The 24,263-nt window shown below is 75.8% G+C and carries 21 protein-coding genes and 1 pseudogene; 11 read left to right on the forward strand and 11 right to left on the reverse strand.

What is annotated here, in order from left to right:
• Positions 1-513: HNH endonuclease signature motif containing protein (locus tag BM048_RS11485; RefSeq protein ID WP_139224431.1), on the forward strand; the 513-nt coding region annotated here is incomplete at its 5' end.
• A gap of 176 nt (positions 514-689) precedes the next feature.
• Here BM048_RS11485 and galE read toward each other — a convergent pair.
• Complete coding sequence (gene galE, locus BM048_RS11490) at positions 690-1,649, reverse strand: UDP-glucose 4-epimerase GalE (protein ID WP_090033268.1); 960 nt, start codon at positions 1,647-1,649, stop codon at positions 690-692.
• 346 nt (positions 1,650-1,995) lie between these two features.
• Between galE and BM048_RS11495 the strand changes: the two genes are divergently transcribed.
• The 4 genes from BM048_RS11495 (at position 1,996) to BM048_RS11510 (ending at position 7,308) form a co-directional block, all read left to right on the forward strand.
• Entirely contained in the window at positions 1,996-3,273 is a 1,278-nt protein-coding gene (locus BM048_RS11495; RefSeq protein WP_139224432.1) for a polyprenyl synthetase family protein, read from the forward strand.
• Entirely contained in the window at positions 3,260-4,390 is a 1,131-nt protein-coding gene (locus BM048_RS11500; protein WP_239079075.1) for a phytoene/squalene synthase family protein, read from the forward strand. Before BM048_RS11495 ends, BM048_RS11500 begins: the two co-directional genes overlap by 14 nt.
• Positions 4,387-6,054, forward strand: a complete 1,668-nt coding sequence (gene crtI, locus BM048_RS11505) for a phytoene desaturase family protein (protein WP_090033272.1) — start codon at positions 4,387-4,389, stop codon at positions 6,052-6,054. Before BM048_RS11500 ends, crtI begins: the two co-directional genes overlap by 4 nt.
• Before the next feature lie 318 nt (positions 6,055-6,372).
• A complete protein-coding gene (locus BM048_RS11510; protein ID WP_090033416.1) occupies positions 6,373-7,308 on the forward strand; it encodes a prenyltransferase in 936 nt (311 codons plus the stop codon).
• A 110-nt stretch (positions 7,309-7,418) separates the two neighbouring features.
• Here the strand turns inward: BM048_RS11510 and BM048_RS11515 are convergent, their stop codons facing one another.
• The 5 genes and pseudogenes from BM048_RS11515 to galK all read right to left on the reverse strand — a co-directional run bounded on the left by BM048_RS11515 (position 7,419) and on the right by galK (position 12,570).
• Positions 7,419-7,955 carry a methylated-DNA--[protein]-cysteine S-methyltransferase gene (locus BM048_RS11515; RefSeq protein WP_090033274.1) on the reverse strand — a complete coding sequence of 179 codons (537 nt, stop codon included), beginning with the start codon at positions 7,953-7,955 and terminating at the stop codon, positions 7,419-7,421.
• Positions 7,952-8,254, reverse strand: coding sequence for a hypothetical protein (locus BM048_RS17890; RefSeq protein ID WP_139224433.1), 303 nt, complete (start codon positions 8,252-8,254; stop codon positions 7,952-7,954). The genes BM048_RS11515 and BM048_RS17890 overlap by 4 nt, the downstream gene beginning before the upstream one ends.
• A 131-nt stretch (positions 8,255-8,385) precedes the next feature.
• Positions 8,386-9,852 (reverse strand): annotated as a pseudogene (locus BM048_RS11520) (AlkA N-terminal domain-containing protein); the annotation flags it as partial.
• Between the two features lie 74 nt (positions 9,853-9,926).
• A complete protein-coding gene (locus tag BM048_RS11525) occupies positions 9,927-11,309 on the reverse strand; it encodes a UTP--glucose-1-phosphate uridylyltransferase (protein ID WP_090033276.1) in 1,383 nt (460 codons plus the stop codon).
• A 40-nt stretch (positions 11,310-11,349) separates the two neighbouring features.
• A complete protein-coding gene (galK, locus tag BM048_RS11530) occupies positions 11,350-12,570 on the reverse strand; it encodes a galactokinase (protein ID WP_090033277.1) in 1,221 nt (406 codons plus the stop codon).
• A 289-nt stretch (positions 12,571-12,859) separates the two neighbouring features.
• Here galK and BM048_RS11535 point away from each other — a divergent pair, with 289 nt between their 5' ends.
• Positions 12,860-13,141: an adhesin gene (locus BM048_RS11535; RefSeq protein ID WP_090033278.1), complete on the forward strand. Its 282-nt coding sequence runs from the start codon at positions 12,860-12,862 to the stop codon at positions 13,139-13,141.
• Positions 13,142-13,514: 373 nt separating this feature from the next.
• The gene (gene nhaA / locus BM048_RS11540; RefSeq protein ID WP_239078822.1) at positions 13,515-14,867 is read left to right on the forward strand and encodes a Na+/H+ antiporter NhaA; all 1,353 of its coding nucleotides are present in this window, start codon (positions 13,515-13,517) and stop codon (positions 14,865-14,867) included.
• A gap of 33 nt (positions 14,868-14,900) precedes the next feature.
• Here the strand turns inward: nhaA and BM048_RS11545 are convergent, their stop codons facing one another.
• Positions 14,901-15,431 carry a DsbA family protein gene (locus BM048_RS11545; RefSeq protein WP_090033281.1) on the reverse strand — a complete coding sequence of 177 codons (531 nt, stop codon included), beginning with the start codon at positions 15,429-15,431 and terminating at the stop codon, positions 14,901-14,903.
• A gap of 170 nt (positions 15,432-15,601) precedes the next feature.
• Entirely contained in the window at positions 15,602-15,742 is a 141-nt protein-coding gene (locus BM048_RS18235; protein ID WP_175499517.1) for a hypothetical protein, read from the reverse strand.
• Positions 15,743-15,944: 202 nt separating this feature from the next.
• On the opposite strand from BM048_RS18235, the gene BM048_RS11555 reads away from it, so the two are divergent.
• Together BM048_RS11555 and BM048_RS11565 are read left to right on the forward strand one after the other, a co-directional pair.
• Positions 15,945-16,661, forward strand: coding sequence for a DsbA family oxidoreductase (locus BM048_RS11555; RefSeq protein WP_090033284.1), 717 nt, complete (start codon positions 15,945-15,947; stop codon positions 16,659-16,661).
• Positions 16,662-16,924: 263 nt separating this feature from the next.
• Positions 16,925-17,446 carry a protein-tyrosine phosphatase family protein gene (locus BM048_RS11565; protein WP_090033287.1) on the forward strand — a complete coding sequence of 174 codons (522 nt, stop codon included), beginning with the start codon at positions 16,925-16,927 and terminating at the stop codon, positions 17,444-17,446.
• A 117-nt stretch (positions 17,447-17,563) separates the two neighbouring features.
• Here BM048_RS11565 and BM048_RS11570 read toward each other — a convergent pair whose 3' ends face one another.
• The 3 genes from BM048_RS11570 to BM048_RS11580 all read right to left on the reverse strand — a co-directional run bounded on the left by BM048_RS11570 (position 17,564) and on the right by BM048_RS11580 (position 22,454).
• Positions 17,564-18,583 (reverse strand): protein kinase family protein, encoded by a 1,020-nt coding sequence (locus tag BM048_RS11570; RefSeq protein ID WP_090033289.1) that lies wholly within the window; start codon positions 18,581-18,583, stop codon positions 17,564-17,566.
• Between the two features lie 152 nt (positions 18,584-18,735).
• Positions 18,736-20,244 carry an MFS transporter gene (locus BM048_RS11575; protein WP_090033290.1) on the reverse strand — a complete coding sequence of 503 codons (1,509 nt, stop codon included), beginning with the start codon at positions 20,242-20,244 and terminating at the stop codon, positions 18,736-18,738.
• Positions 20,245-20,300: 56 nt separating this feature from the next.
• Positions 20,301-22,454 carry an MMPL family transporter gene (locus BM048_RS11580; RefSeq protein WP_090033291.1) on the reverse strand — a complete coding sequence of 718 codons (2,154 nt, stop codon included), beginning with the start codon at positions 22,452-22,454 and terminating at the stop codon, positions 20,301-20,303.
• A gap of 110 nt (positions 22,455-22,564) precedes the next feature.
• On the opposite strand from BM048_RS11580, the gene BM048_RS11585 reads away from it, so the two are divergent.
• A complete protein-coding gene (locus BM048_RS11585; RefSeq protein ID WP_090033418.1) occupies positions 22,565-22,987 on the forward strand; it encodes a MarR family winged helix-turn-helix transcriptional regulator in 423 nt (140 codons plus the stop codon).
• 23 nt (positions 22,988-23,010) lie between these two features.
• Positions 23,011-23,904, forward strand: coding sequence for a formate/nitrite transporter family protein (locus tag BM048_RS11590; RefSeq protein ID WP_175499518.1), 894 nt, complete (start codon positions 23,011-23,013; stop codon positions 23,902-23,904).
• Positions 23,905-24,263 lie beyond the last annotated feature (359 nt).

Raw genomic sequence — 24,263 nt, forward strand, 5'->3', positions numbered from 1 at the left:
CGTGACGGTGAGGACGACGGGCTACCGGACGTCGAGCGGTTCGGGGTGGCCGAGCTGGTCGGGGGTGGGGCCGTGCCGGCCTCGGTGCTGGCGCGCCTGGCGTGCGACAGCGTGGTCTCGCGCATCGTGTTCGGGCCGCGCTCGGAGGTCGTGGACGTGGGTCGCTCCCAGCGGACGTTCACCGGGCCGCGTCGCCGGGCGGTCGTGGCTCGTGACGGGCGGTGCCGGTTCCCCGGGTGCGACGCCCCACCCGCGCTGTGCGAGGTGCACCACGTGCGGCACTGGGCCCGCGACGGCGGCGACACCGACGCCGGCAAGGGGGTCCTGCTGTGCTGGCACCACCACGCCCGCGTGCACGCCCTCGGGATCGAGATCACCCGCCGCGGCAGCCGGTGGCACTTCACCGACCGACACGGCCGACCCCTGCCCGGCGCGGACGTCGCTGGCGTGCAGGACGTGATGGACGACGACGGCGACGACCTCTGCCCGACCGGGACGGACGGCTCGCCATGAGGAGCACGCCGCCGACTCGGACGGCAACCGATGAGGCGCAGGCCGCCGACTCGGAGGGCTTTCGAGGAGTCGCAGGTTGCCGACCTGGGGGCTTCTCGAGCAGGCGCACTCCGCGGACTCCGTCGGCTCTCCCGGAGGCACGCGTCGCCGACTCGGACGGCTGGCCGTGCTCGTGCTCAGTGCGCCTGGCGCGCCTCCCAGGCGCTGCGGACCATGTCGTCGAGCGAGTGGCGCATCGTCCAGCCGAGGTCCCGGGCCGCGGCCTCCCCGGAGGCGACGATCCGGGCGGGGTCGCCCGGCCGTCGGGGAGCCTCGTCGGGCGTGAAGTCGATGCCGGTGACCCGGGCCATCGCGTCCATGATCTGCCGCACCGAGACACCGTCGCCGGAGCCGAGGTTGTAGACGCGCTGCAGGGTGCCGCCGTCGGCGAGGGTGCGGGCCGCGGCGACGTGGGCGTCGGCCAGGTCGGCGACGTGGATGTAGTCGCGCACGCATGTGCCGTCCGGCGTGGCGTAGTCCGTGCCGTTGATGCGCGGGGTGCGTCCCGCGGCCAGCGCCTCGAGCACCAGCGGGAAGAGGTTGTGGGGGCTCGTGTCGTACAGGTCGGTGGTCGCCGACCCCACGACGTTGAAGTAGCGCAGCGAGGTGTGGCGCAGACCGGCCGCGCGGCCCTGGTCGCGGAGCAGCCACTCCCCGATGAGCTTGGACTCGCCGTAGGGGGACTCCGGGGCCGTCGGCGTCTCCTCCGTCACGAGGTCGACGTCCGGCGTCCCGTACGTCGCCGCCGAGGACGAGAACACGATGTTCTGCACCCCCTGCGCGGCCATGGCCTCGAGGAGGTGCGCCGTCCCGGTGACGTTCTGCTCGTAGGTGTGCAGCGGTCGGTCGACGGAGACGCCGGCGTACTTGAACCCCGCCAGGTGCACCACGCCGACCACGTCGTGCTCGGCCAGCGTCCGCGCGACGAGGTCGGTGTCGAGGATCGAGCCCTCCACGAGCGGCACCTCGTCGGGCACGAAGCCGCGGTGCCCGCTCGACAGGTCGTCGAGCACGACCGTCGGGAGGCCCACCAGCCCGAACGCCCCGACCACGTGCGACCCGATGTACCCCGCCCCGCCCGTCACCATCCACGTCACGGGCCGTGAGTCTAGGTGCGACGGGCCGCCCAGCGGGCGGCTTCGCGCGCGGAGGGGCGGACGTCGCCGCGCGGATACGGACGGCGCCCGAGCGGGTGGTCGCTGGGGATGCGTGCGCGGACGGGCGCCGGGGCGGGCGCGAGCGAGGCGGGTGGTGTCGAGGGCCGCGGTCGCGGTCGCGAAGAGCAGCACAGCGCTGAGAGCGCGCTGATGCCGTCGTCCACACCAGCAGGTCGGAATGCGCGCGCACGGACCTCGGGTACGCCAGGGTCGGGAGGGGCACCCGGTTCCGGCCAAGGGACGGGTCGCGCGATCAGTAGGGTGGTGGACCGACCCGGAGGTGGACATGGAGCCGCACCGCACCGACGAGGACGTCAGCGTGCGCTCCGAGGCGAGCCGTCCCGGGCGTGGGCGAGCGGGTGGACCTGCGCGTCACGACCTGCTCTTCCCCGACGAGGGAGCGGTCCGAGGGCCCGCGCACGCGCCCTCGCCGCAGGACCCGGACGTCGTGGCGCTCGCGCAGGACGTCGGTGCGGCGATGCGCGCGGTCGAGGAGGTGCTGCGGGACGTCACGCACCGCCGGACGACGGAGGCCGCAGGCACGGCCGCCGAGTACACCGCCCTGTGGCAGGACCTGAGCCGGCAGGTCGGCGGCAAGATGCTGCGCCCGCACCTGACGGTGGCGGCGTACCTCGGGCTCGGCGGCACGGACGTCGCCGCCGTCGCGCACGTGGCCGCGGCGCAGGAGGTCCTCCACACGGCGATGCTCGTGCACGACGACCTCCTCGACCACGACGAGGTCCGTCGCGGCGTGCCCAACGTCGCCGGGTCGGCCCGGGCGCGGCTCGTGGCCGATGGCGCCGCGGGGCGCCGCCTCGAGGACCAGGTGGTCGCCTCGGGGCTGCTGGGCGGGGACCTGGCCATCGCGCAGGCGTTCGCGCTCGTCGCGGCCGCGCCGGTCGACCCGGCCGTGCGGCTGGTGCTCGTGCAGCAGCTCGCGGACGGCATCGCCACGACCGTCGCCGGCGAGCTGCTCGACGTGCGCTCCGCGCTGCACGCGCCCGCCGACGTCGACACCCTCGCGGTCGCCCACCTGAAGACTGCCGTGTACACCTTCGGTGTCCCGCTCGGTGCCGGTGCGGTCCTGGCGGGTGCGGACGACGCCACCGTCGCGTCCCTGCGGCAGGTGGGCGAGGCGCTCGGGGTCGCCTTCCAGCTCGTGGACGACGACCTCGGCGTCTTCGGCGACCCCGCCACGACGGGCAAGTCGGTGCTGTCGGACCTCCGCGAGGGCAAGCGCACGCAGCTCCTCCGGGCGGCCTACGCGGCCGCGAGCCCCCAGCAGCGCGACGTGCTGGACGCGCTCGTCGGGCACGCCGACCTCGACGAGTCCGGGGCCGCCGCCGTGCGCGCCGTGCTCGAGCAGACGGGTGCCCGCGCCGCGACCCTCGACCTGGCGCGCACGCTCGCCACGCGGGCGCACGACCTGGCCGTCACCACCGTGCCGCCGCCCCTGGCCGGCTACCTCGGCGGGCTGGTGGAGGACCTCGTCGGGCGGGGGGCGGAGACGGACGGGCGCAGCGTCCCCGGACGGGCCGCGGAGGGGCGTGGTGCTGGTGCCTGACGGGCTCGCGCTCTACGACGCCACCGCCGCGCGCGCCAGCCGCGACGTGCTGGCGGCCTACTCGACGTCCTTCGGCCTCGGGACGCGGTTGCTGGGCGCCCGCGCCCGGCGGGACATCGAGGCGGTGTACGCCCTGGTCCGGCTCGCCGACGAGGTCGTCGACACGTACCGCGGTCCGGTGGCGGCGGCCGAGCTCGACGAGCTCGAGGAGCAGACGCGCCGCGCGCTGGGCACGGGCTTCTCGACGAACCTCGTCGTGCACGCGTTCGCCCGCACGGCCCGGCGCACCGGGATCGACCGGGGCGAGATCGACCCGTTCTTCGCGTCCATGCGGGCGGACCTCTCCGTGCACGAGCACGACCGGTCCAGCTACGAGCAGTACGTCTACGGCTCCGCCGAGGTCGTCGGTGTCATGTGCCTCAAGGTCTTCCTGGCCGCGGACCGTCCCGACGGGGCGGGCAGGCCGCCCGCGCCGGACGCGGCCACCGTCGACGGCGCCCGGGCGCTGGGTGCGGCGTTCCAGAAGATCAACTTCCTGCGCGACCTGGGTGCCGACTCGGGCGACCTCGGTCGTGCGTACTTCCCCGGCCTGGACCCCCGCGCGCTGACGCCTGCGCAGGTGCGCGACGTGCTGGCCGAGATCGGCGACGACGTGGCGCGGGCGCGCGCGGCGATGCCCCGCCTGCCCCTCCGGGCGCGCTGCGCGGTCGCGGCGACGCTGGCCCTGTACGACGGCCTGCTCGTCCGGCTCGCTCGCACCGACCCCGCGGAGCTGGCCCGGCGGCGGGTGCGCGTGCCCGACCCGCAGAAGCTGCTGCTCGTGGGGCGGGCGGTGGCCACGACCCTGGCGGAGGACCGCCGACGCGGTGGTCGCGGCCAGGCGGCGGCGGGATCGTCGCGGCGGCCGTCGTCGTCGCCGCCGTCCACGACGAGGGCGCGCAGCCCGCGCGGCGATGCCGCGGCCCCGACGCCCACCGCCGACATGACCAGCACGCGTGGCGCCGTGACGACCAGCGCGACCAGCACGAGCGGCACCGGCACCGCGACCAGCGCGAGCGGTACCGGCAGCGCGACCAGCACGACCAGCACGAGCACGACGGAGGCGGGACGAGGGTGAGCGGCGCAGGACGGGTGGTCGTCGTCGGCGGGGGGATCGGCGGCCTGACGACCGCCGCGCTGCTCGCGCGCGGCGGGGCGCGGGTGACGCTCCTCGAGCGGTCGGCACGCGTGGGCGGACGCGCCGGCACGCTGGAGCAGGACGGGTTCCGGTTCGACACGGGCCCCTCCTGGTACCTCATGCCCGAGGCGTTCGATCACGCGTTCGCGCTGCTCGGGGAGCGCGTCGAGGACCACCTCGACCTCGTCGAGCTCGACCCGGCGTACCGCGTGTTCCCGGAGCCGGAGCTGCCGGGGGAGGTGTCGCAGCCGCTCGACGTCTCCGCCGAGCCGGAGAAGAACTGGGCGACCTTCGAGGCGCTGGAGCCGGGCGCGGGGGAGGCGGTCCGCCGCTACGTCGAGGGCTCCACGCTCGCGTACCGGACGGCCCTCGACCACTTCCTCTACACGACCTTCGAGCGTCCCGATCGCGCGCTCGGGCGGGACGTGCTGGCCCGCCTCGGGACGCTGGGCGGCCTGCTCACCGAGACGATGGCCGACCGCATCGCCGGGACCGTCCAGCACCCCGTGCTCCGGCAGGTGCTGGGCTACCACGGCGTCTTCCTCGGCTCGTCGCCGTACCGGCTGCCCGCGCTGTACTCGCTCATGAGCCACCTCGACCTGGCGGACAAGGTCCGCTACGCCCAGGGCGGCATGTACACGCTCATCGAGGCCCTCGAGCGGCTCGCCCGCCGGGAGGGCGTCGACCTCCGCACGGGCGTTGAGGTGACGACGATCGAGGTCGACGACGCGCTGCCCTCGCTGCGCCGCCCCCGCCGGACGGGCCGGGTGCGGGGCGTACGCCTCGCCGACGGCTCCGTGCTGCCGGCCGACGTCGTCGTCTCCGCCGCCGACCGGCACCACACGGAGACCGAGCTCCTCGAGGAGCGCCACGCCGACCTGCCGCCCGCGGCCTGGGACCAGCATGGCCCCGGCATCTCCGCGCTGCTCGTCATGGTCGGCGTCCGTGGCGAGCTGCCGCAGCTGCCCCACCACTCCCTGTTCTTCACCGCCGACTGGCCCGCCAACTTCGCCGCGATCCTCGGTGACGACGCCGTCTCCGATCCGGCGACCCTGCACGTGCCCGAGACCGCCTCGCTCTACGTCTCCCGCACCACCGCCACCGACCCGTCCGCCGCTCCGCCCGGCCACGAGAACCTCTTCGTCCTCGTGCCGTTCCCGGCCGACCCGTCCCTGGGCGCCGATCCGGCGTCGCGGGAGCGGATGGAGGCGGCCGCGGACCGGGCGCTGGACCAGGTGGCGGCCTGGGCCGGGATCAGCGACCTGCGGCAGCGCGTGGTGACGCGGCGGGTCGTCACGCCCGCCGACTTCGCCCGCGACCTGCACGCGTGGCGCGGGACCGCCCTCGGCATGGAGCACACCCTGCGGCAGAGCGCGCTCTTCCGTCCCGGCAACGCCTCCCGGCACGTCGACGGCCTGCTGCACGTCGGTGGCGGGACCGTCCCGGGGGTCGGGCTGCCGATGTGCCTCATCAGCGCCGAGCTGGTCGTCAAGCGGCTGCTGGGCGAGACCTCGGCCGCGCCGCTGCCCGCGCCGCTGCGGCCGGGCTACCTCGCGGCCTCGCTGCCCCGGGGCCTGTGGCAGCGGCTGACGGTGGCGTCTTGAGGGCGGTGCGGTGCGTGGTGCCGGTCGTCCGCGTGCTGCGTGCGGGATGAGCGCCCGGTGACCGCGCGACGCGCTGCCATCAGTCCCGACGAGCCGGGTCGCCGCCGGAGGCTGTCCTCGTGGGGCCGCGGTGAGCTCAGCGACGGGGCAGCGGTGAGCGCCGGCGTGACGGCCCGCGCGACGGGGCAGCGGTGAGCGCCGGCGTGACGGCCCGGGCGACGGGGCAGCGGTGAGCGCCGGCGTGACGGCCCGGGCGACGGGGCAGCGGTGAGCGCCGGCGTGACGGCCCGGGCGACGAAGGACGGCACGAGGGCGCTCGTGCGGGAGGTGCTGGTCGCCTCGCGGCCGTTCTCGTGGGTGAACACGGCCTACCCGTTCGCGGCCGGGTACCTGCTGGCGACCGACGGACGCGTCGACGCGACCTTCGTCGTCGGGACGCTGTTCTTCCTCGTGCCCTACAACCTGCTCATGTACGGCATCAACGACGTCTTCGACTACGCCAGCGACCTTGCGAACCCGCGCAAGGGCGGGATCGAGGGCGGCCTCGTCGACCCGGCACGCGCCGCAGCGGTGCACCGGCGGATCCTGTGGTCCTGCGCCGCCGCGGTGCTGCCCTTCGTCGCCTACCTGCTCGCCGTCGGATCGGCGGCCGCCGGTGCGACGCTCGCGCTTGTCCTCTTCCTCGTCGTCGCCTACTCGGCGCCGGTCCTCCGCTTCAAGGAGCGGCCGGTCCTGGACTCGCTGACGTCGGCGATGCACTTCGTCGGGCCGCTGCTGTACGCGCTGGTGCTGGTAGGGGCCGACCTGACGGCGCGCACGACCTGGCCCGCGCTCGTCGCCTTCGTCCTGTGGGGCATGGCGTCGCACGCCTTCGGGGCCGTGCAGGACGTCCGGGCCGACCGGGAGGGCGGGATCGCCTCGGTGGCGACCGTGCTGGGCGCGCACCCGACGGTCGTCGGAGCGACGCTCGCGTACGTCGCCTCGGCCGCCGTCCTGCTGGTGCTGCCCTGGCCGGGGGTCCTGGCCGCCGGGCTGCCGCTCCTCTACGCGGCCAGCACCGCCCGGTTCTGGTCCGTCCGCGACGACGACTGCGAGCGTGCCAACCACGGCTGGCGGACGTTCCTGTGGCTGAACCTCGTCGCGGGTGCCCTGGTGACCATGCTGCTCCTCGCCGCAGCGGTCGAGAGGCCGGGCACGGACGTCGCGGGAGCCGGGACGGATGCGCCCACGACCGGCCCGGTCTCCACAGCCTGACGCGGACGCCCGGGCAGGCCGCACGGCACGCGCGCACGGCACGCGCGCACGGCCACGCGGCGGGCTGCCCTGCCGTGCGGTCGCGCTGCCGGGGCCTCCGGGCCCGGTCGTCAGCCCGCAGCGGGCTCCGGCACCGCTGCGAGGACGCCGCGCTCGTGGGCCAGCAGCACGAGCTTGCGCTCGGCACCGCCGGCGTACCCGCGCGGTGCGCCGTCGGCACCGACCACCCGGTGGCACGGCACGACGATGCTCAAGGGGTTGCGGCCGTTGGCGAGCCCGACGGCGCGCATCGCGGTCGGCCGCCCGATCTCCGCCGCCAGGCGCGTGTAGGACCACGTCTCGCCGTAGGGGATGCGCGTCAGCGCCGCCCACACCGCCTCCTGGAAGGGCGTGCCCGTGGCGGCGGTGGGCAGGTCGAACGTGCGGCGCGTCCCGGCGAAGAACGCGGCCAGCTGCTCCGCGGCGGCGACGAGCACCGCCGGCGCGTCCTCGTCGTCGGCCGTGACGAGAGGGCCGAACCAGGAGGCGTCCGGGGCGTGCCGGTGGTCGCCCATGTACACGCCGGTGAGGTGATCGGCGGCCGGACCCTCGTCGCCGGAGACGAGCGTGATCGGTCCGAGCGGGGAGTCGACGACGAGGTGGCTCATGCCGCGGGGTCCTCCTTCGTGAGCGGTGCTGCGGTCGGTGGCAAGGGTGGGGCCGCGATCGGTGCCACGTGCGGTGCCGCGATCGGTGCCGTGGTCGGTGCGTAGTCGGTGCCGCGATCGGCGGCGCGTTCGGTGGCGTGGTCGGTTCGGTGGTCGGCGCTGCGGTGGGTGCCGTGCTCGGTGCCGTGCTCGGTGCCGTGCTCGGTGCCGTGCTCGGTGCCGTGCTCGGTGCCGTGCTCGGTGCCGTGCTCGGTGTCGTGGTGGGCCGCGGGGACGGGCGGGACGTCGGCCGCCTGCACGGGGGCTCGGCCGTGAGCGCGTGCCGGCCGGGCGTCCCAGGGCGCGGTGCGGCGTCCCCCGGCAGGGCGTTGACGGCGTGGGGCGCCAGCGCCCACAGGTGCTGCACGGCGTAGGACCGCCACGGCGACCAGGCCCGCGACCAGATCTCGAGCGCGCGCGGCGTGTCCGGGACGCCCATCGACCGCCCGGCCGCGCGGACGCCGAGGTCGCCGACGAGGAACGCGTCGGGGTCGCCGAGGGCCCGCATGGCGATCGTGCCGATCGTCCACGGGCCGATGCCGGGCAGCGCCGCGAGCGACGCCTCGGCCGCGTGCGCGTCGGCGCCGGCGTCCAGCACGACCGCGCCCTCGGCGAGCGCGCCCGCGAGGGCCAGCACGGTCCGTCGTCGGCTCGCGGGGACGCGGAGGGCGTCGTCGAGCACCTCGGCGGGCGCCGCGAGGACCTGCTCGGCGGTGGGGAAGAGGTGGGTCAGCCCGCCGTCGGGGTCCGGCACGGGGGTGCCGAGCGCGGCGACGAGCCGGGCCGCGTGGGTGCGCGCGGCGGCGGTCGAGACCTGCTGCCCCAGGACCGCCCGCAGCGCCATCTGCTCGGGGTCGAGGTGGTGCGGCACCCGGCGGCCCGGCACGGCGGCGACGAGCGGTGCGAGCGCCGGGTCGCGGGAGAGCGCCGCGTCGACGGCCTCCGGGTCCGCGTCGAGGTCCAGCAGGCGACGCGTCCGGGCGACGACGGCCGCCAGGTCCCGCAGGTCCGCGAGCCGGACGGTCACCGGGAAGGCACCGTCGACCGGCCGGCGCACGGCCACGACGCCCCACGCGTGCGGCAGACGGACGGTCGAGCGGTAGGCGCCGTCACGCCACTCCTCCACCCCGGGCACACCGGTGGCGACGAGGTGGCCGAGCAGGTTCGACGGCTCGAGCGGGGCGCGGAACGGCAGCCGCAGCGACAGGGTCGTCGTGCCGCCGTCCGCGAGCCCTCCGACCCCGCTGCCGACCCCGCTGCCGACCCCGCTGCCGCTCGCAGGCCCCACGGCCGACCCGCCGACGCGGGCCGCCGCGCGCAGGGCGGACGGGGTCGCCCCGTAGGTGCGCGCGACGACGTCGTTGAAGCTGCGCACCGACGCGAACCCGGCGGCGAAGGCGACCTCCGTCAGCGGCAGGTCCGTCCCCTCGACGAGGGCCCGCGCGGTCCGCGCCCGCCGTGCCCGGGCGAGCGCGTGCGGCCCGGCGCCCAGCTCGGCCAGCAGCAGCCGCTCGAGCTGCCGAACGCTGTAGCCCACGGCCGCGGCCAGCGCCGGCACGCCGGCCCGGTCGACCAGTCCGTCCTCGACGAGCCGCACCGCCCGAGCCGCCGTGTCCGTGCGCACGTCCCACTCCGGCGACCCGGGCGCCGCGTCCGGCCGGCAGCGCCTGCACGCCCGGAAGCCCGCCGCCTGGGCGGCGGCCGCGGTCGGCAGGAACCGCGAGTGCTCCGGACGCGGGGTGCGCGCCGGGCACGACGGCCGGCAGTAGATGCCCGTCGACGTCACGGCGTGCACGAACCGCCCGTCGAACCGCGGGTCGCGGCTCCGGACGGCCTCCCGCCGCGCTGCGTCGTCCATCTGCACCCCGCGATCCTCCCCCGCCCGCCCGCGCGGGGGCCAGCAGGATCACGACACGGCGGTGGGGAGCTGCCTCAGCCCCCGACGACCGTCCCCGCGGCGACGGTCCCCGGCGCACCCTCGGCCGGGACCGACGCCGCCCCGCGCGCGACGACGCCGTCCTCGAAGGTCCAGTCGCCCCGCACCGTGAACGACGACGCCTCCCGCAGCGACGGCGCCCCCGCCGGGAAACGCGCCTCGAACGCCCCGACCGTCTTGTAGACCTTGCTGTCCAGGTCGACGAGCGGCGCCTTCTCCACGGCGAGCCGCAGGGTCCGGTCCTCGCCGAGGTCGTACGCGTCGGAGCGGACGAGGAGCAGGTCGTTCGTCGTCTTCACCGGCAGGAAGCGCTCGCGGCCGACCGCGATCGCCGTCGCACCCTCGAACACCTCGATGGCGGCCCCCATCGCCGTCTCGATCTGGAACACCGCCGGCGACGAGGCGTCCGTCGGGTCGACCGTCTTCGTGTTCCGGATGAGCGGCAGGCCGAGCACGGCGCCCCGCTCCCCGAGGGCCGCCGCGATCTGCTCGAGGTCGAACCAGAGGTTGTTCGTGTGGAAGTACGGGTGGCGGTGCTCGTCGGTGAAGAAGTCCATCTCCTCGTCGGCGGTCTGCGCCGTGTCCCGCAGGATGAGGCGGCCGTCGGTCTTGCGCACGGCGAGGTGGCCGCCCTTGCGGTCCGCCGCCGTCCGACGGCACACCTCCGCGGCGTAGGGCGCGCCCGAGGCGGCGAACCACCCGGCGATGCGCGGGTCCGGTGCGGCGCCGAGGTTGTCGGAGTTGGACACCGACGCGTAGCGGAAGCCCGCGTCGAGGAGCTGCGGCAGCACGCCGGACGCGAGGAGCGCCGTGTACAGGTCGCCGTGGCCGGGAGGGCACCACTCGAGCGTGGGGTCGGCCGGCCAGGAGACGGGCGTGAGGTCGTCGACGCGGAGCTTGGGCTCCTGGTTCTGCAGGAAGTCCAGCGGCAGCCCGTCCACCTCGAGGCCCTCGTGCCGGGCCAGCGCGGCGAGGGTGTCCTCGCGCGTCCGGAACGAGTTCATGAGCACCAGCGGCAGGCGGACGCCGTGCGCGGCGCGGGCCTGCTGCACCTGCTCGACGATGAGGTCGAGGAAGGACCGGCCGTCGCGGACGCCCAGCAGCGACTTGGCGCGGTCCATGCCCATCGAGGTGCCCAGGCCGCCGTTGAGCTTGATGACGGCCGTGCGGGACAGGGCCTCGCGGGCGGCGTCCGCCGGGACGTCGAGGTCGGCGAGCTGCGGGGGGTCGAGCAGCGGCTCGATGGTGTCCTCGCGGATGAGGCCCGTCGCCCCGGCCTCGAGCTCGCGGTAGTAGTGGGTGAAGACGTCGATCGCGGTGGGCGCGACCCCCGCCGCCGTCATCTTCTCCTGCGCCTGCCTCAGTCCCTCGTCGCTCATGGCGCCGATCGTAGGGGGGAGCACCGACGCGGGTGAGGCGTCAGGACACGCGGCGTGCGGGACCGGATGCGACGGCGACGAGGAACTCCGGCGCGGCGAACCGCTGCTCGGCGAACGCCGCGGCGACGGCCTCCGCCACGGCCGGCGACGAGCCGGCCTCCACCAGTGCGATCGCCGACCCGCCGAACCCGCCGCCCGTCATGCGCGCACCGAGGGCGCCGGCCGCCCGGGCGGCCGCGACGGCGACGTCGAGCTCGGGGCACGTGACCTCGTAGTCCACGCGCAGCGACTCGTGGGAGGCGTCCATGAGGTGGCCCACCTGGCGCACCTGGCCCGCGCGGACCTCCGCGGCGAAGTCCTCGACGCGCGCGATCTCCGTCACGACGTGCCGCACGCGCCTGCGCTGCTCCTCGTCGCCCAGGGCGGCGAGCGCCGCAGGCAGGTCCGTCACCTCCCGGAGCGTGCCGACGCCGAGGACGCGGGCCGCCGCCTCGCAGGTCGCCCGGCGGGCGGCGTACTGCCCGTCGTTGAGGCTGTGCGGGGCCTTCGTGTCGATGACGAGCAGCTCCAGCCCGGCACCGGCCAGGTCGAACGGCACCTGCGTCACGGAGTCGTCGCGCGTGTCGAGCAGGAGCGCGTGGCCCTGCTGGCTGCGCAGGCTGGCGGCCTGGTCCATGCCGCCGGTGGCGGCTCCGGCCACCTCGTTCTCGGTGCGGATGCACGCGGTGACGAGGCGGCTGCGGCCGGCGTCGTCGCCGCCCTGCCCGAGCCCGTACGCCTCGTCCAGCGCCACCGCGACGGAGCACTCGAGGGCCGCGGACGACGACAGCCCGGCGCCCAGCGGCACGCAGGAGGCGACGGCCGCGTCGAACCCGCCGACGGCGAGGCCGTCCTCCGCCAGCGCCCACGCCACCCCGGCGGCGTACGTCACCCAGCCCTCCACCGTCCCGGGCGCCACGTCCGCCACGCGCCCGCGCCAGGGGCGCTCGGGCGCGAGGTCCGACACGAGCCCGGCACCGCCGTCGTCCCGCCGCGCGAGCGCGACGAACGTCCGGTGCGGCAGGGCGATCGGCAGGCAGAGCCCGCCGTTGTAGTCCGTGTGCTCACCGATGAGGTTGACCCGCCCCGGCGCGGCCCACACGCCCTCGGGCTCGCGGCCGTAGGTGCGGCGGAAGAGCTCGGCCGCGCGCGCGGCGCCCTCCTCGTCCGACCATGCCTCGGCCCAGCGGACGGGGCGGTCGGGATGCGCGACGGTGCTCACGGTCCCGCAGCCTATCGGCGCGCGGATGGGCCCACGCCCGCGCTACCGCCCCTTGCGTAGCCGGCGACCTGGCCCGTGCGGAGGCTGCCGGATGCGGAGTGTGGGCGATCGGCGGCATCCTCGTCGGCCGGTCCGCCCAGCGGATGTGCCCGGTCCCGCTGCGTGGGAGGACCCGCCCGGGAGGTTGCGGCGCCGCGCGACCGCCCCGCACGGTGGAGGGGCCCGAGGGGATCCGGCGGCACGTCAGCGCGCGTCGGACCCGCACCTCGACACCGAGAGGAGCACGCCCGTGCTCACCCTGACCGACAACGCCCGCACCGCCGTCCGCGACCTCACGCAGAGCGCGGGGCTGCCGTCCTCCGGCGGCCTGCGGATCGCGGAGTCCGACGCCGGCACCGGCGCCTTCGAGCTCGCGCTCGTCCCGGAGGCCGTTCCCGGCGACGACGTCGTCGGCGACGCGGAGGCCACCGTCTTCCTGTCGCCCGTCTCGTCGGAGACGCTGGCCGACCTGCAGCTCGACACCGACCCGGCCGCCGGTGGCGCCGGGTTCGTGCTGGCGCCGCAGGCCTGACGCCGCGCGCCCGAGGAACGCCACCGCCCCCCCCGGGGCACGACGAGGGCCGGTACCCGCTCGGGGTGCCGGCCCTCGTCGCGTCCGCCGTCGCGTCCGCAGTCGCCTCCGGCAGTCGCGTCGGGGCAGTTGCCTCGGGGCAGGTGCCTCGGGCCGGGCGCGGAGGGGTGGGCGTGGAGGGGTGGGAATGCGCCGGTCCTCCACAGCCTTGGCGCGGACGGGTCCCGTAGCGGGCGGTGCTCCGGCATCCTGGGGCCGCGGCGTCGTCCGGCGCCGTTCCCAGCATCGCCCGCCCGCGGGCCCGACGAGGGAGGCGACCCTGACCGCCCAGCCCACCACCGCCCTCCCGGCGCGGCCGGGCCCGCAGGCGCGGGTGACCGTCCCCGTGCCGTACGTCGCCCAGCCGCTGCGACGGTTCCTCGCCACGGAGTCGGGGAGCGCCTCGCTCCTGCTCGCCGCCACCGTGCTCGCGCTGGTCTGGGCCAACCTGCCCGGCGGCAGCTACGACGCCTTCTGGCACACCGAGGCGGGCGTCGTCGTGGGCGACGGCGGCCTGACGATGTCCCTGCAGCACTGGGTCAACGACGGGCTCATGGCGCTGTTCTTCCTCGCCGTCGGGCTGGAGATCAGCCGCGAGGTCACCGTGGGGGAGCTGCGGGACCCGCGGGCGGTCGTCGTGCCGGCGCTCGGGGCGCTCGGCGGGCTGGCGCTGCCCGCGCTGCTGTACCTGCTGGTCAACCCCACGGGGCCGGCGGCGGCCGGCTGGGGCATCCCGATGTCGACGGACACGGCGTTCCTCGTCGGCGTCCTCGCGCTGTTCGGGCCGCGGTGCCCGGACCAGCTGCGGCTGTTCCTGCTGACGCTCGCGATCGTCGACGACATCGGCGCCGTCGCGGTCATGGCGATCTTCTACACCGACGAGGTGTCGGTCCCGGCGCTCGTCGCGTGCGGCGTGCTCGTCGCCGTGCTGGCGGGGATGCGCTGGGCGCGGGTGTGGCAGCTGCCGCCCTACGTGCTCGTCGGGCTCGCGCTGTGGGGCGCGGTGCTCGCCTCGGGGGTGCACCCGACGCTGGCGGGGGTGCTCGTCGGGGTCCTGGTGCCCGCCGCGCGCGTCGACCCGTCGCAGCGCGAGCGGCTGCGCCTGTACGGGCGCGCGCTCGCGGAGCACGCCTCACCGCAGCGCGCCCGCCTGGCGACGACCGCCGTGCGCGCGACGATCCCCGCCAACGACCGGCTGCAGGCGGCCCTGCACCCGGTCAGCGCGTTCGTCGTCGTGCCCCTGTTCGGGCTGGCGAACGCCGGGGTCGAGCTGACGGGGCCGGTGCTGCGCGCGGCGGCGACGAGCCCCGTGACCCTCGGCATCGTGCTCGCGCTCGTCGTCGGGAACGCCATAGGCATCTCCGTGGCGGCGGGGGTCGCGCTGCGCACCGGGATGGGGCACCTGTCGGGGACGCTGCGCTACGGGCACCTCGTCGGCGGCGCGATGCTGGCGGGCATCGGGTTCACCATCTCCCTGTTCATCACCGACCTCGCCTTCGACGACCCCGTGCTGCGCGACGAGGCGAAGATCGGCGTCCTGGCGGGGTCGCTGCTCGCGGCGGTGCTCGGCTCCCTCGTCCTGCGCTACCTCGGGGAGCGGCTGCCGCTGTGCACGGTGGACGACGGCGGGAACGGGCTGCCGGACCTGCCGTCCGGGCCGTGGGAGGACCCGACGACGACCCGGTAGCCGAAGGCCACCGAGGACGGAGTCCCGACGCTGTCAGCGGTGCAGGCCCAGCGCCGCGCGCAGCTCGGCCAGCTCGACGCGGCCCCGGTAGATCCGGCCGTCGACCAGCAGCGTCGGGGTGCCGCGCACGCCGTGGCCGCCTCCGGAGCGGTAGTCGGCCTCGACCGCCCCCCGGTGCACCTGCACGGCGGCGCCCGTGACGGGTCCCGTGATGCCGAGGTCGGCGGCGTACGCCTCCAGGTCCGGGTCGGTGAGCCGGTCCTGGTGCCGGAAGAGCACGTCGTGCAGGTCCCAGAAGCGGTCGCCCGCCGCCTCGGTGGCCAGCGCCGCCGTCAGCGCGAAGGGGTGCTTGGTGAAGAGCGGGAAGTGGCGGAAGACGAGGCGCACGGCTCCGTCGGACTCGTCGACGAGCCGCGTCAGCACCGGTGCCGCCGCCGCGCAGTAGGGGCACTCGAGGTCGCCGTACTCGACGACGGTGATGGGGGCGGCGACATCGCCGCGCACGTGCCGGTCGAGGTCCGGTGCGCCGGCGGTGCCGCCCGGCGGCGTCTGCGTCTGGGTCACGGCCAGAGGGTCGCACGCGGCAGGGCCGCCCGGACAGAGCCCGGACAGAGCACCGGCCGGCCACCCTGGGGGTGGCCGGCCGGCGGCGTCCGTGCGAGGTGCACGTCCTGCGAGGTGCTGGTCGTGCGAGGTGCTGGTCGTGCGAGGTGCTGGTCGTGCGAGGTGCGCGGTCAGCGGGGGCGCTTGGCCGTCACCTTCGACAGCAGCTCCTTGGCCTTGCGCTGGTTCTGCGGCTTGGCCATCTCGCGCTGCACGATGCGGGCGGCCTGCAGCGCGGCCCCGCTCTTGAGCGCCTTGCCCAGGAATCCCATGGTCGGTCCCTCCGTCGCGTGGGCGGTGGTGGCGGCCCGTCGCTCGACGAGCACGGGCGCACCGCCGCGCGGGCCGGCGGCCCGCGGCCCGACGCTACGACGCCGACGGCTGCCGCGCGACCCCACCTGCGCCCCCCCGGTGACGCCGTCGACCCGGGACAGGGCCGGGAATGCCGTGCGATGCCGAGCCGTTCGACGCGGCATGAGCCTCCCGACGACGCAGACCCCCACCGACGTCACGCTGCGGGTCGACGTCTGGTCCGACGTCGTGTGCCCGTGGTGCTGGATCGGGCGGCGCCGCTTCGAGGAGGCCGTGACACGCTGGCAGCAGGACGCCGGGCCCGGCGCGTCCATCGACGTCACCTACCACTCCTTCCAGCTCGCCCCCGACACGCCCGTCGACTTCGCGGGCACGTCCACCGACTTCCTGGCGGCGCACAAGGGCCTGCCGCTCGAGCAGGTGCGGGCGATGCAGGACCAGGTCACGCAGATCGCGGCATCGGTGGGGCTCGAGTACCACCTCGACCGGGCGCAGCACACGACGACCCTGCCGGCGCACGAGGTCCTGCACCTCGCCGCGGACCGCGGTCGCCAGGGCGAGGTGCTCGAGCGGCTCTTCCGCGCGCACTTCACCGAGGGACGGCACGTGGGGCGCACGGGCGACCTCGTGGCGCTGGCCGCGGAGGCGGGGCTCGACGCCGACGAGGTCCGCGCGGCGCTGGCCGACCACCGGTACGCGGCCGCCGTGCAGGACGACCTGGCGCTCGCGCGGGAGCTCGGCATCTCCGGCGTGCCGTTCACCGTCGTCGACGGGCGGTACGGCGTCTCCGGCGCCCAGGACCCGGCGGTGTTCATCGGGGCGCTCCAGCGGGCCGCCGCGGACCGCGCTGCCGCCGACGTCGCGGACGGCGACCGGTGAGCGCGCCGCGGCCGGCGCTCGTGGGGCTCGTCCTCCTCGGCGACGACGACGCCGCGGTGTGCGGGGCCGACGGATGCGTCCCCGCAGGTGCCGACCGGACGGACGGTGACGGGGTCGGACGCGGAGCCGGGGACGAGGCCGAGGACCGTGCCGGCGACCGGCACCGGGTCGACGGGCAGGGCCCGGCCCCCGAGCAGGGCCGGGCCCCCGAGCAGGGCAGCCCTCTCCGCGCCGGGGTGGGCGCGGGAGGTTAGGTTCGTGCCGTGACCTCCCTGACGACCGAGGCCGTCGAGCTGCCGGGTGTCCGGCCCGCGGACCCGCCCACCGAGATGCTGCCGGGGAGGCTGTGGCACGGCGGCATCCCGGTCGACTACGACTGGGCGCGCGCGACGGGCATCACGGCCGTGATCGACGTGGCCGACCCCGACGCGCACCCACCCGCCGGCGCCACCGACGGCCTGCTCTACGTGAAGTCCCCGCTCGTCGACGGCGAGGACCTCCCGGACGCCGGGCTCGTGCTGCGGCTGGCCTCGCTCGTCGCCGGGCTCATGGCCGACGGGCACCAGGTGCTCGTCCACTGCACCTTCGGCCGGAACCGGTCGGGCCTGCTCGTGTCCCTCGTCGTGCGGGAGGCGCTGGGCCTGCCGGGCGACGAGGCGCTCGCGTACGTGCAGCAGCGCCGCGAGGGCACCGTCAACAACACGGCGTTCGCGGCGTGGCTGCGCGGGCTGCCCGCGCCCGAGGACCGGCCGGAGCCGGTGGACGTGGCGCGCCCGGGCGACTGACGGTTGCACCGGCGCCGCACCGGCGTCGCACCGGCGTCGCACCGGCGTCGCCCCGAGGAGCCCCGGGGGACGAGCCCGCGACGGACCCGGGCACCGGGTGCCGGCGGTGACCCGACGTCAGAGCGGGGTGCGCCACTCCGCGACGGCGTCGTCGAGCCAGGCGAGCGACCCGTCGCCCTGGCGGCGGCAGTCCCAGAGCCGGAAACCGACGCCGCCGAGCGCCGCGATCCGGTCCAGGACGATGCGGCCGTCCCAGCCGCGCACGTCGTGCCCGTACTCGCGGCAGAACGCGAGGTAGGTCTCCGGGTCGAGCTCGCCCGTGTCCGCCCGCCGCGCCGCGCTGCCCAGGTCGTACTCCCGCAGGGCGCGGGCCGCGAAGTCGAGGTCGATGAGCACCGGCCGACGGCCGTGCCGCAGCAGGTTCATGGGCGAGACGTCGCCGTGGACGGCCCCGACCCCCAGCGGCGAGTCGAGCCGTGCGAGCTCGGCCAGCAGCGTGTCGCGCGCCGCGAGCAGGACGGCCGCCGCCTCGTCGGGCAGGTCCGCGACCTGCGGGGCGAGGCGCCGCAGCGGCTGCCACGCGGGCAGGTCGGCGTCGGCGTGCGCGGCGTGGAAGCGCTGGAGCAGCCGACCCGTCCGGGCCCAGTCCACGGGGCCGGTGCTGGTCAGCCACGGCTGCACGGTCACGACGCCCCACGACGTGATGACGGGACCGGCGGTCGGCAGGAGGGCCGTGCGCGACCCGGCCAGGGCGGCGGCCGTCCGGCTCAGGTGGGTCGGGTCCGTGCCCGGCGGGTAGACCTTGACGGCCTCGTCGCCGCAGCGCAGGACGACCGTCGTCAGGGCGCTGACCACCTGCACGTCGGGGCTGATGCCCGGCAGGGCCAGGCGCGCCTCGTCGAGCGCGAGCAGCGCCTCGGTCACGCCCCACGGACCGGTGGGCAGCGGCAGCGGGTCGGGCGTCGCCAGCCAGGCGGCGGGGGCGGCCGACGCCCCGGGGCGGTGCGGCGCGCGGTCGGCCGCGTAGCCCGGAGCCGTGTCCCGAGCCGTGTCCGACGGGGTGTCCGAGGAGGCGCCCAGGACCGGGCCCAGCGCGGGCTCGAGCGTCGGGTCGGGCAGGGGTGCGAAGAGCGACACAGGGTCTCCCAGGACGTCCGTGGTGAGCGGGGGTTGCCACCACGCGACGTCGACGGCGGGGACCGCGACCGGGTTGGGCCTGGAGCGTACATCGGCACCGGCTCGGCCCGTATTGACCCGTTCGGGTGACCTTTCTCGCAGCCGCTCGGCTCTCAGCGGGCCGAGGGGTGGGCCCCCTCCGCGCGCACCGCACCCCGCCGCTTCGTCGACGTGACGGGGTCGGTGATGTCCTCGAGCGACTGCCGCTCGGCGTTGATCCCGATGAACCAGGCGACGAGCCCGCCGATGAGCATGAGCCCGGCGCCGAGGAAGTACCCCGCGGTGAGCGGCCCGCGCTCCGACCCGTCCCCGACGAGGCTCGCGTACACCCCGGCGGCCACCGCGCCGGAGAGCTGGGCGATGCAGAAGAAGAAGGCGATGGCCTGCCCGCGCAGCTCCAGCGGGAAGATCTCGCTGACCGTGAGGTAGGCGGACGAGGCCCCGGCGGAGGCGAAGAAGAAGCAGACGCACCACAGCACGGTCTGGGTCACCGCGGTGAGAGCGCCGGCGCTGAACAGCACCGCGGCCAGCGCCAGCACGACCGCCGAGATGCCGTACGTCAGCAGGATCATCTTGCGCCGGCCCCACACGTCGAACAGGTGCCCCAGCAGCAGCGGCCCCAGCAGGTTCCCGAACGCGAACGGGATGAAGTAGAGCGGGACGCTCTCGGACGGCACGTCGAAGTGGAACTTCAGCACCAGTGCGTAGGAGAAGAAGATCGCGTTGTAGAGGAACGACTGCGTGATCATCATCGTCGCGCCGAGGACCGCCCGGCGCGGGTACTCGCGGAACATGATCCGCGCGACGCGGGCGATCGGGATCGACTTCTCGCCGACGACCTCGATGGCCTTGCTCTCGTCGACCGGGGGCAGCTTCCCGCCCTGGTGCTCCACCGTCTCCTCGATGCCCGTGATCGTCCGCTCGGCCTCGTCGGCGTACCCGTGCGTGAGCTGCCAGCGGGGGGACTCGGGGATGTGCCGGCGGACGTAGATGATGACGAGGCCGAGCACCGGGCCGAGGAAGAAGCACAGGCGCCAGCCCCAGAAGATGGGGACGAGGTCCGGGTTGAGCAGCACGAGCGCTCCGAGGGAGCCGATGAGCGCGCCGCCCCAGTACGTGCCGTTGACGGCGATGTCGACGCGGCCGCGGTAGTGCGCCGGGATGAGCTCGTCGATCGCGGAGTTGATGGCCGTGTACTCGCCGCCGATGCCCATGCCGGCGATGAAGCGGAACGCCATGAAGGACCAGAGGTCCCAGGAGAGACCGGCCAGCCCGCTGCCGACGAGGTAGATCGTCAGCGTGAGGATGAACAGCCGCCGCCGCCCGAGCCGATCGGTCATGCGCCCGAAGACGAGCGCCCCGACGACCTGCCCGACGAGGTACACGGACGGGAGCAGGCCGACCTGCGCCGCCGGGATGCCCAGCCCGCTCTCGGGCTCGGTGATGATGGAGCCGACGTCGGCGACGAGCTGGACCTCCAGCCCGTCGAGGATCCACGACACCCCGAGCCCGACGACGACCATCCAGTGGAACCGCGTCCACGGGAGCCGGTCGAGCCGTGCCGGGATGAGGCTGCGGACCGCCTCGGGCTGCGCCCCCTGGTCCTGCGTCGTCGCACTCATGACCGCTCCCTCGCGCCCCGGCCGGGACCCCTGTGCCCACGGCCTGACGGGGGGCGCTAGGACCGGTCTGTGAGCCCTGCAACAGGTGGGGCGGCGGCGACGGCGGGGGACCGCCCCTCGCGGCGGCCGTCACGGCTCCCGTCGTGGCTCCCGTGGTGGCGCCCGTGGTCGCCGCGCGGCGGGCGGCCCGGCCACCAGAACCGGTCGCCGAGCCAGACGGCCAGCGCCGGCACCAGCACGGTCCGCACCAGCAGGGTGTCGAGCAGGACGCCGATGCCGATGACCGTGCCGATCTGCGCCAGGACCACGAGCGGCAGGACGCCGAGGACCGCGAAGACCGCAGCCAGCAGGACGCCCGCGCTCGTGATGACCCCGCCGGTCGCGGTGAGCGCCCGCAGCACGCCCGTCCGCGTCCCGTGGTGGGCGGCCTCCTCCCGGGCGCGGGTGACGAGGAAGATGTTGTAGTCCACGCCCAGCGCGACGAGGAACAGGAAGCTCAGCAGCGGCACCTGCACGTCGAGCGCGTCCTGGCCCAGAAGCCCGGAGAAGACCCACCAGGACAGCCCGAGGCTGGCGACGAAGGTGCCGACGACCGTGGCGACGAGGAGCACGGGCGCCAGCAGCGATCGCAGCAGCCCCACGAGCACGAGCAGGACGAGCGCCAGCACCACCGGCACGATGACGGTCAGGTCCCGCACGGCGCCGGCGCGCTCGTCGACGGACTGCGCGTCCGAGCCGCCGACGTCGGTGGCGGGCACGTCGGCCAGCGCCTCGCGCAGCGCCACGACGGTGTCGCGGGCCTCGGCCGAGCCCGGGGCGGCGGCGAGCACCGCGTCGAGCCGGACGAGGTCGTCCGTGCGGCCGGCCTCGCCGACCGCGTCGACCCCGGCCACGCCGGCGGCCAGCGTCTCGACGGTCGCCGCCTGGGCGGGCGTCGTGATGATGATCGCCGGGTCCGACGCGCCGGCCGGGAAGGACTCCCCGAGCCGCTCGGCGGCGGAGATCGCCTCGGGCGTCCGCGTGAACTGGTCCGCGTCCGACAGGCCGGTGCGGATGCCGAGCGCGCCGGACGACAGGGCGGCCAGCAGCGCGACGGTGGCCACGGCGAGGGTGGCGGGACGGCGGCCGACGAGCCCGCCCACGCGCGACCAGACCGTGCGGCGCTCGGTCGTCGCCGCGTCCCCGACCCGCGGCACCAGCGGCCAGAAGATGAACCGCCCGAACAGCACCAGCAGCGCCGGCAGCACGACGAGGCCGGCGAACGCCGCCAGCACGATGCCCACCGCGCTGGCCAGGCCGAGCGCGCGCGTGCCGGGCGTGAGCGAGAGGAGGAGGGCGAGGGCGGCCAGGACGACGGTCGACGAGGAGGCCAGCACGGCCTCCGCGGTCCGTCGCAGCGCGTGCCGCATGGCCCTGAACCGGTCGGCCTCGCGCCGCAGCTCGTCGCGGTAGCGGGAGATGAGCAGGAGCGCGTAGTCGGTGCCCGCGCCGAAGACGAGGACCGACAGGATCCCCGTGGTGGACTCGTCGAGCGGCAGGCCGGCCGCGTCGAGGACACCGGCCGCGGTGATCGACGCGAGGCGGTCCGTGATCCCCACCGTGAGCAGCGGGACCACCCACAGCCCGGGGCTGCGGTAGGTGACGACGAGCAGGACGGCGACGACGAGCGCGGTGGCCCCCAGCAGCCGGAAGTCGGCGCCCTCGAAGACCTCGGCCAGGTCGGCCTGGATGCCGGCCGGGCCCGTGAGCTGCGCGGTGACACCGTCCGGGAGGCCGTCGCGGGCCGTCGCGCGCAGCTCGGCCACCTCCTCGGACAGCGTCGAGGCCGACGTCGCGGGCAGGGCCAGCGTGACGATCGCGGCCGACCCGTCCTCGCTGGGGATCAGCGGGGAGGCCTGCGCCCCTTCGACGACGCCGGTCAGCGCGCCGACCCGCTCGCCGACGGCGGCCAGGTCGTCGGGCGTGAGCGTCCCGGAGTCGGCGGTGAACAGCACGACGGCGGCGGAGGTGTCGGCGGTCGGCAGGCTCTCCTGGCGCAGGGTCGCGGACGTGCTCTCGGCCCCGCGGGGGAGCTGGGCGTCCGGGTACTGCGCGGACGTGCTGCCTGTGTCGGCGCCGGTGGCGAAGCCGAACGCCGCGAGGAGGGTGGCGACGACCACCACGAGCAGCGACGCCCGACGCCCCACGATGGTGCGCACGATCCGGTCCATGTGACGATCTCCTCGGTACGCTCAGCGGGTATGTCATCAGGTGAGCAATCTCCTGAACGAGATGGAGGGTAGGGCGAGTGGCGGACGGGACGCAATCGCTCGAGGACCGCATGCGGGGGTCGGAGGTGCTGCAGGAGCTGCGGCGCATGATCGGCGTCGCCGGTGCCGTCGGTCCGGCGGTCGCCGCGCGCGCCGGGCTGTCGTCCTCGGAGCTCGAGGCCCTCGAGCACCTCATGGCCGAGCCCCTGGGCCCGGTCGAGATCGCGAAGCGGCTGCACGTGACGTCGGCGGCCTCGTCCGGCATCGTCGACCGGCTGGAGCGCCGGGGCCACGTGGTCCGCGAGCCCCACCCCGACGACCGCCGGCGGACCCGCGTCGTCGTCACCCCCAGCGGACGCGCGGAGGTCGTGGCGCACCTCGTGCCCATGTTCACCGGCCTCGCCGAGGCCGAGGAGGCCCTGTCCGCGCACGACCGGGAGGTCGTCGCGGCGTTCCTGCGACGCGCGACGGACGCGATCACCGCGCTCCTGTAGGCCTCGCGTGCCACGGTGTGCCCGTGAGCGATCCGCTGCAGCTGTTCCCGGGCCGCGTCTTCGTCTCGACGGTGCTCGAGGCCCTGGTCACGAAGACGACGCTGTCCGGCGCCATGGCGCGCCGCTACCTCCAGCGTGCCGCCATGGCGGGGTTCCTCATCGGGATCTTCTACGTCACGCACTACGCCGTGGTCGCGGCGTTCGACGCCGTCGCGGTCGGCGGGGGAGCGGCGGGGGACCCGACGACGCTGCGCCCGATCGGCCGGCTCGTCGGGGCGGTCGTCTTCGGATTCGCCCTCGTCTTCATCTACTGGTCGCGCTCGGAGCTGCTGACCTCGAACATGATGATCGTCTCCGTCGGCGCCTACCACCGGCGCACCGGCTGGGGGCACGCGCTGCGGCTGCTCGGCCTGTGCTACCTGGGCAACGCGCTGGGCGGGCTCGTCGTCGCCGCGCTGCTGCGGGTGTCCACGCTCACGGACGGCCCGGTCCTGGCCGAGATGGTCGCGGCCGTGGAGCACAAGCTGGCGTACGCCACCGACGGGCCGGGCGGCTGGGCCGACCTGCTCGTGCGCGCGGCGCTGTGCAACTTCTGCATCAACATCGCGATGCTCCTGGTCTACAACGGTCTCATCAAGGACGACCTGACGAAGGCGGTCGTCATGATCGCCTCGGTGTTCGTCTTCGCCTTCCTCGGGCTGGAGCACTCGGTGGCCAACACGGTCCTGTTCGCCATCGTCGGGCTCGAGCAGGGGATCGCGGTCGGGCCGGCCCTGGGCAACGTCGGCCTGGCGCTGCTCGGCAACTACGTCGGCGGCGGGCTCCTCGTCGGGTTCTTCTACGCCTACGTCAACGACGACCGCCGGTGGCTCGCGGGCCGCCCCGACCGGCAGCAGCAGGGGCCGGGCGGGGCCTGACCGCCAGCGGCAGCCGACGAGGTCCGAGCGCCGGGGCGCGGTCCCCGCAGGCCGGCGGACCTCGTCGTCCGTCGGCCCGGCGGGCGCCGCCCTCCGCGCCGGCGGCGGGGCGACGCGCCGGCGGGAGGTCCGGGCGGGCGCCGTTGCCCGTCCGGTCGTCCCCCACTGTGCCACCGGCCGACGGGCGTGGTGCCCGTCACGGGCGGATCGTTGCCGGACCGAGACCTGGCAGCGGGGTGGGAGCGTTCCCGCCGACGTCCCGGCCGCGGCCTCGCCCCGCGAGGGGCCGTCGAGGGGAGGACGCGCAGGTGGGAGGCGCTGTGACACGTCCGGGTGATCTTCGTGACCGAGGGCCCTGA

Source organism: Cellulomonas marina (assembly GCF_900111925.1).
GTDB lineage: Bacteria > Actinomycetota > Actinomycetes > Actinomycetales > Cellulomonadaceae > Cellulomonas > Cellulomonas marina.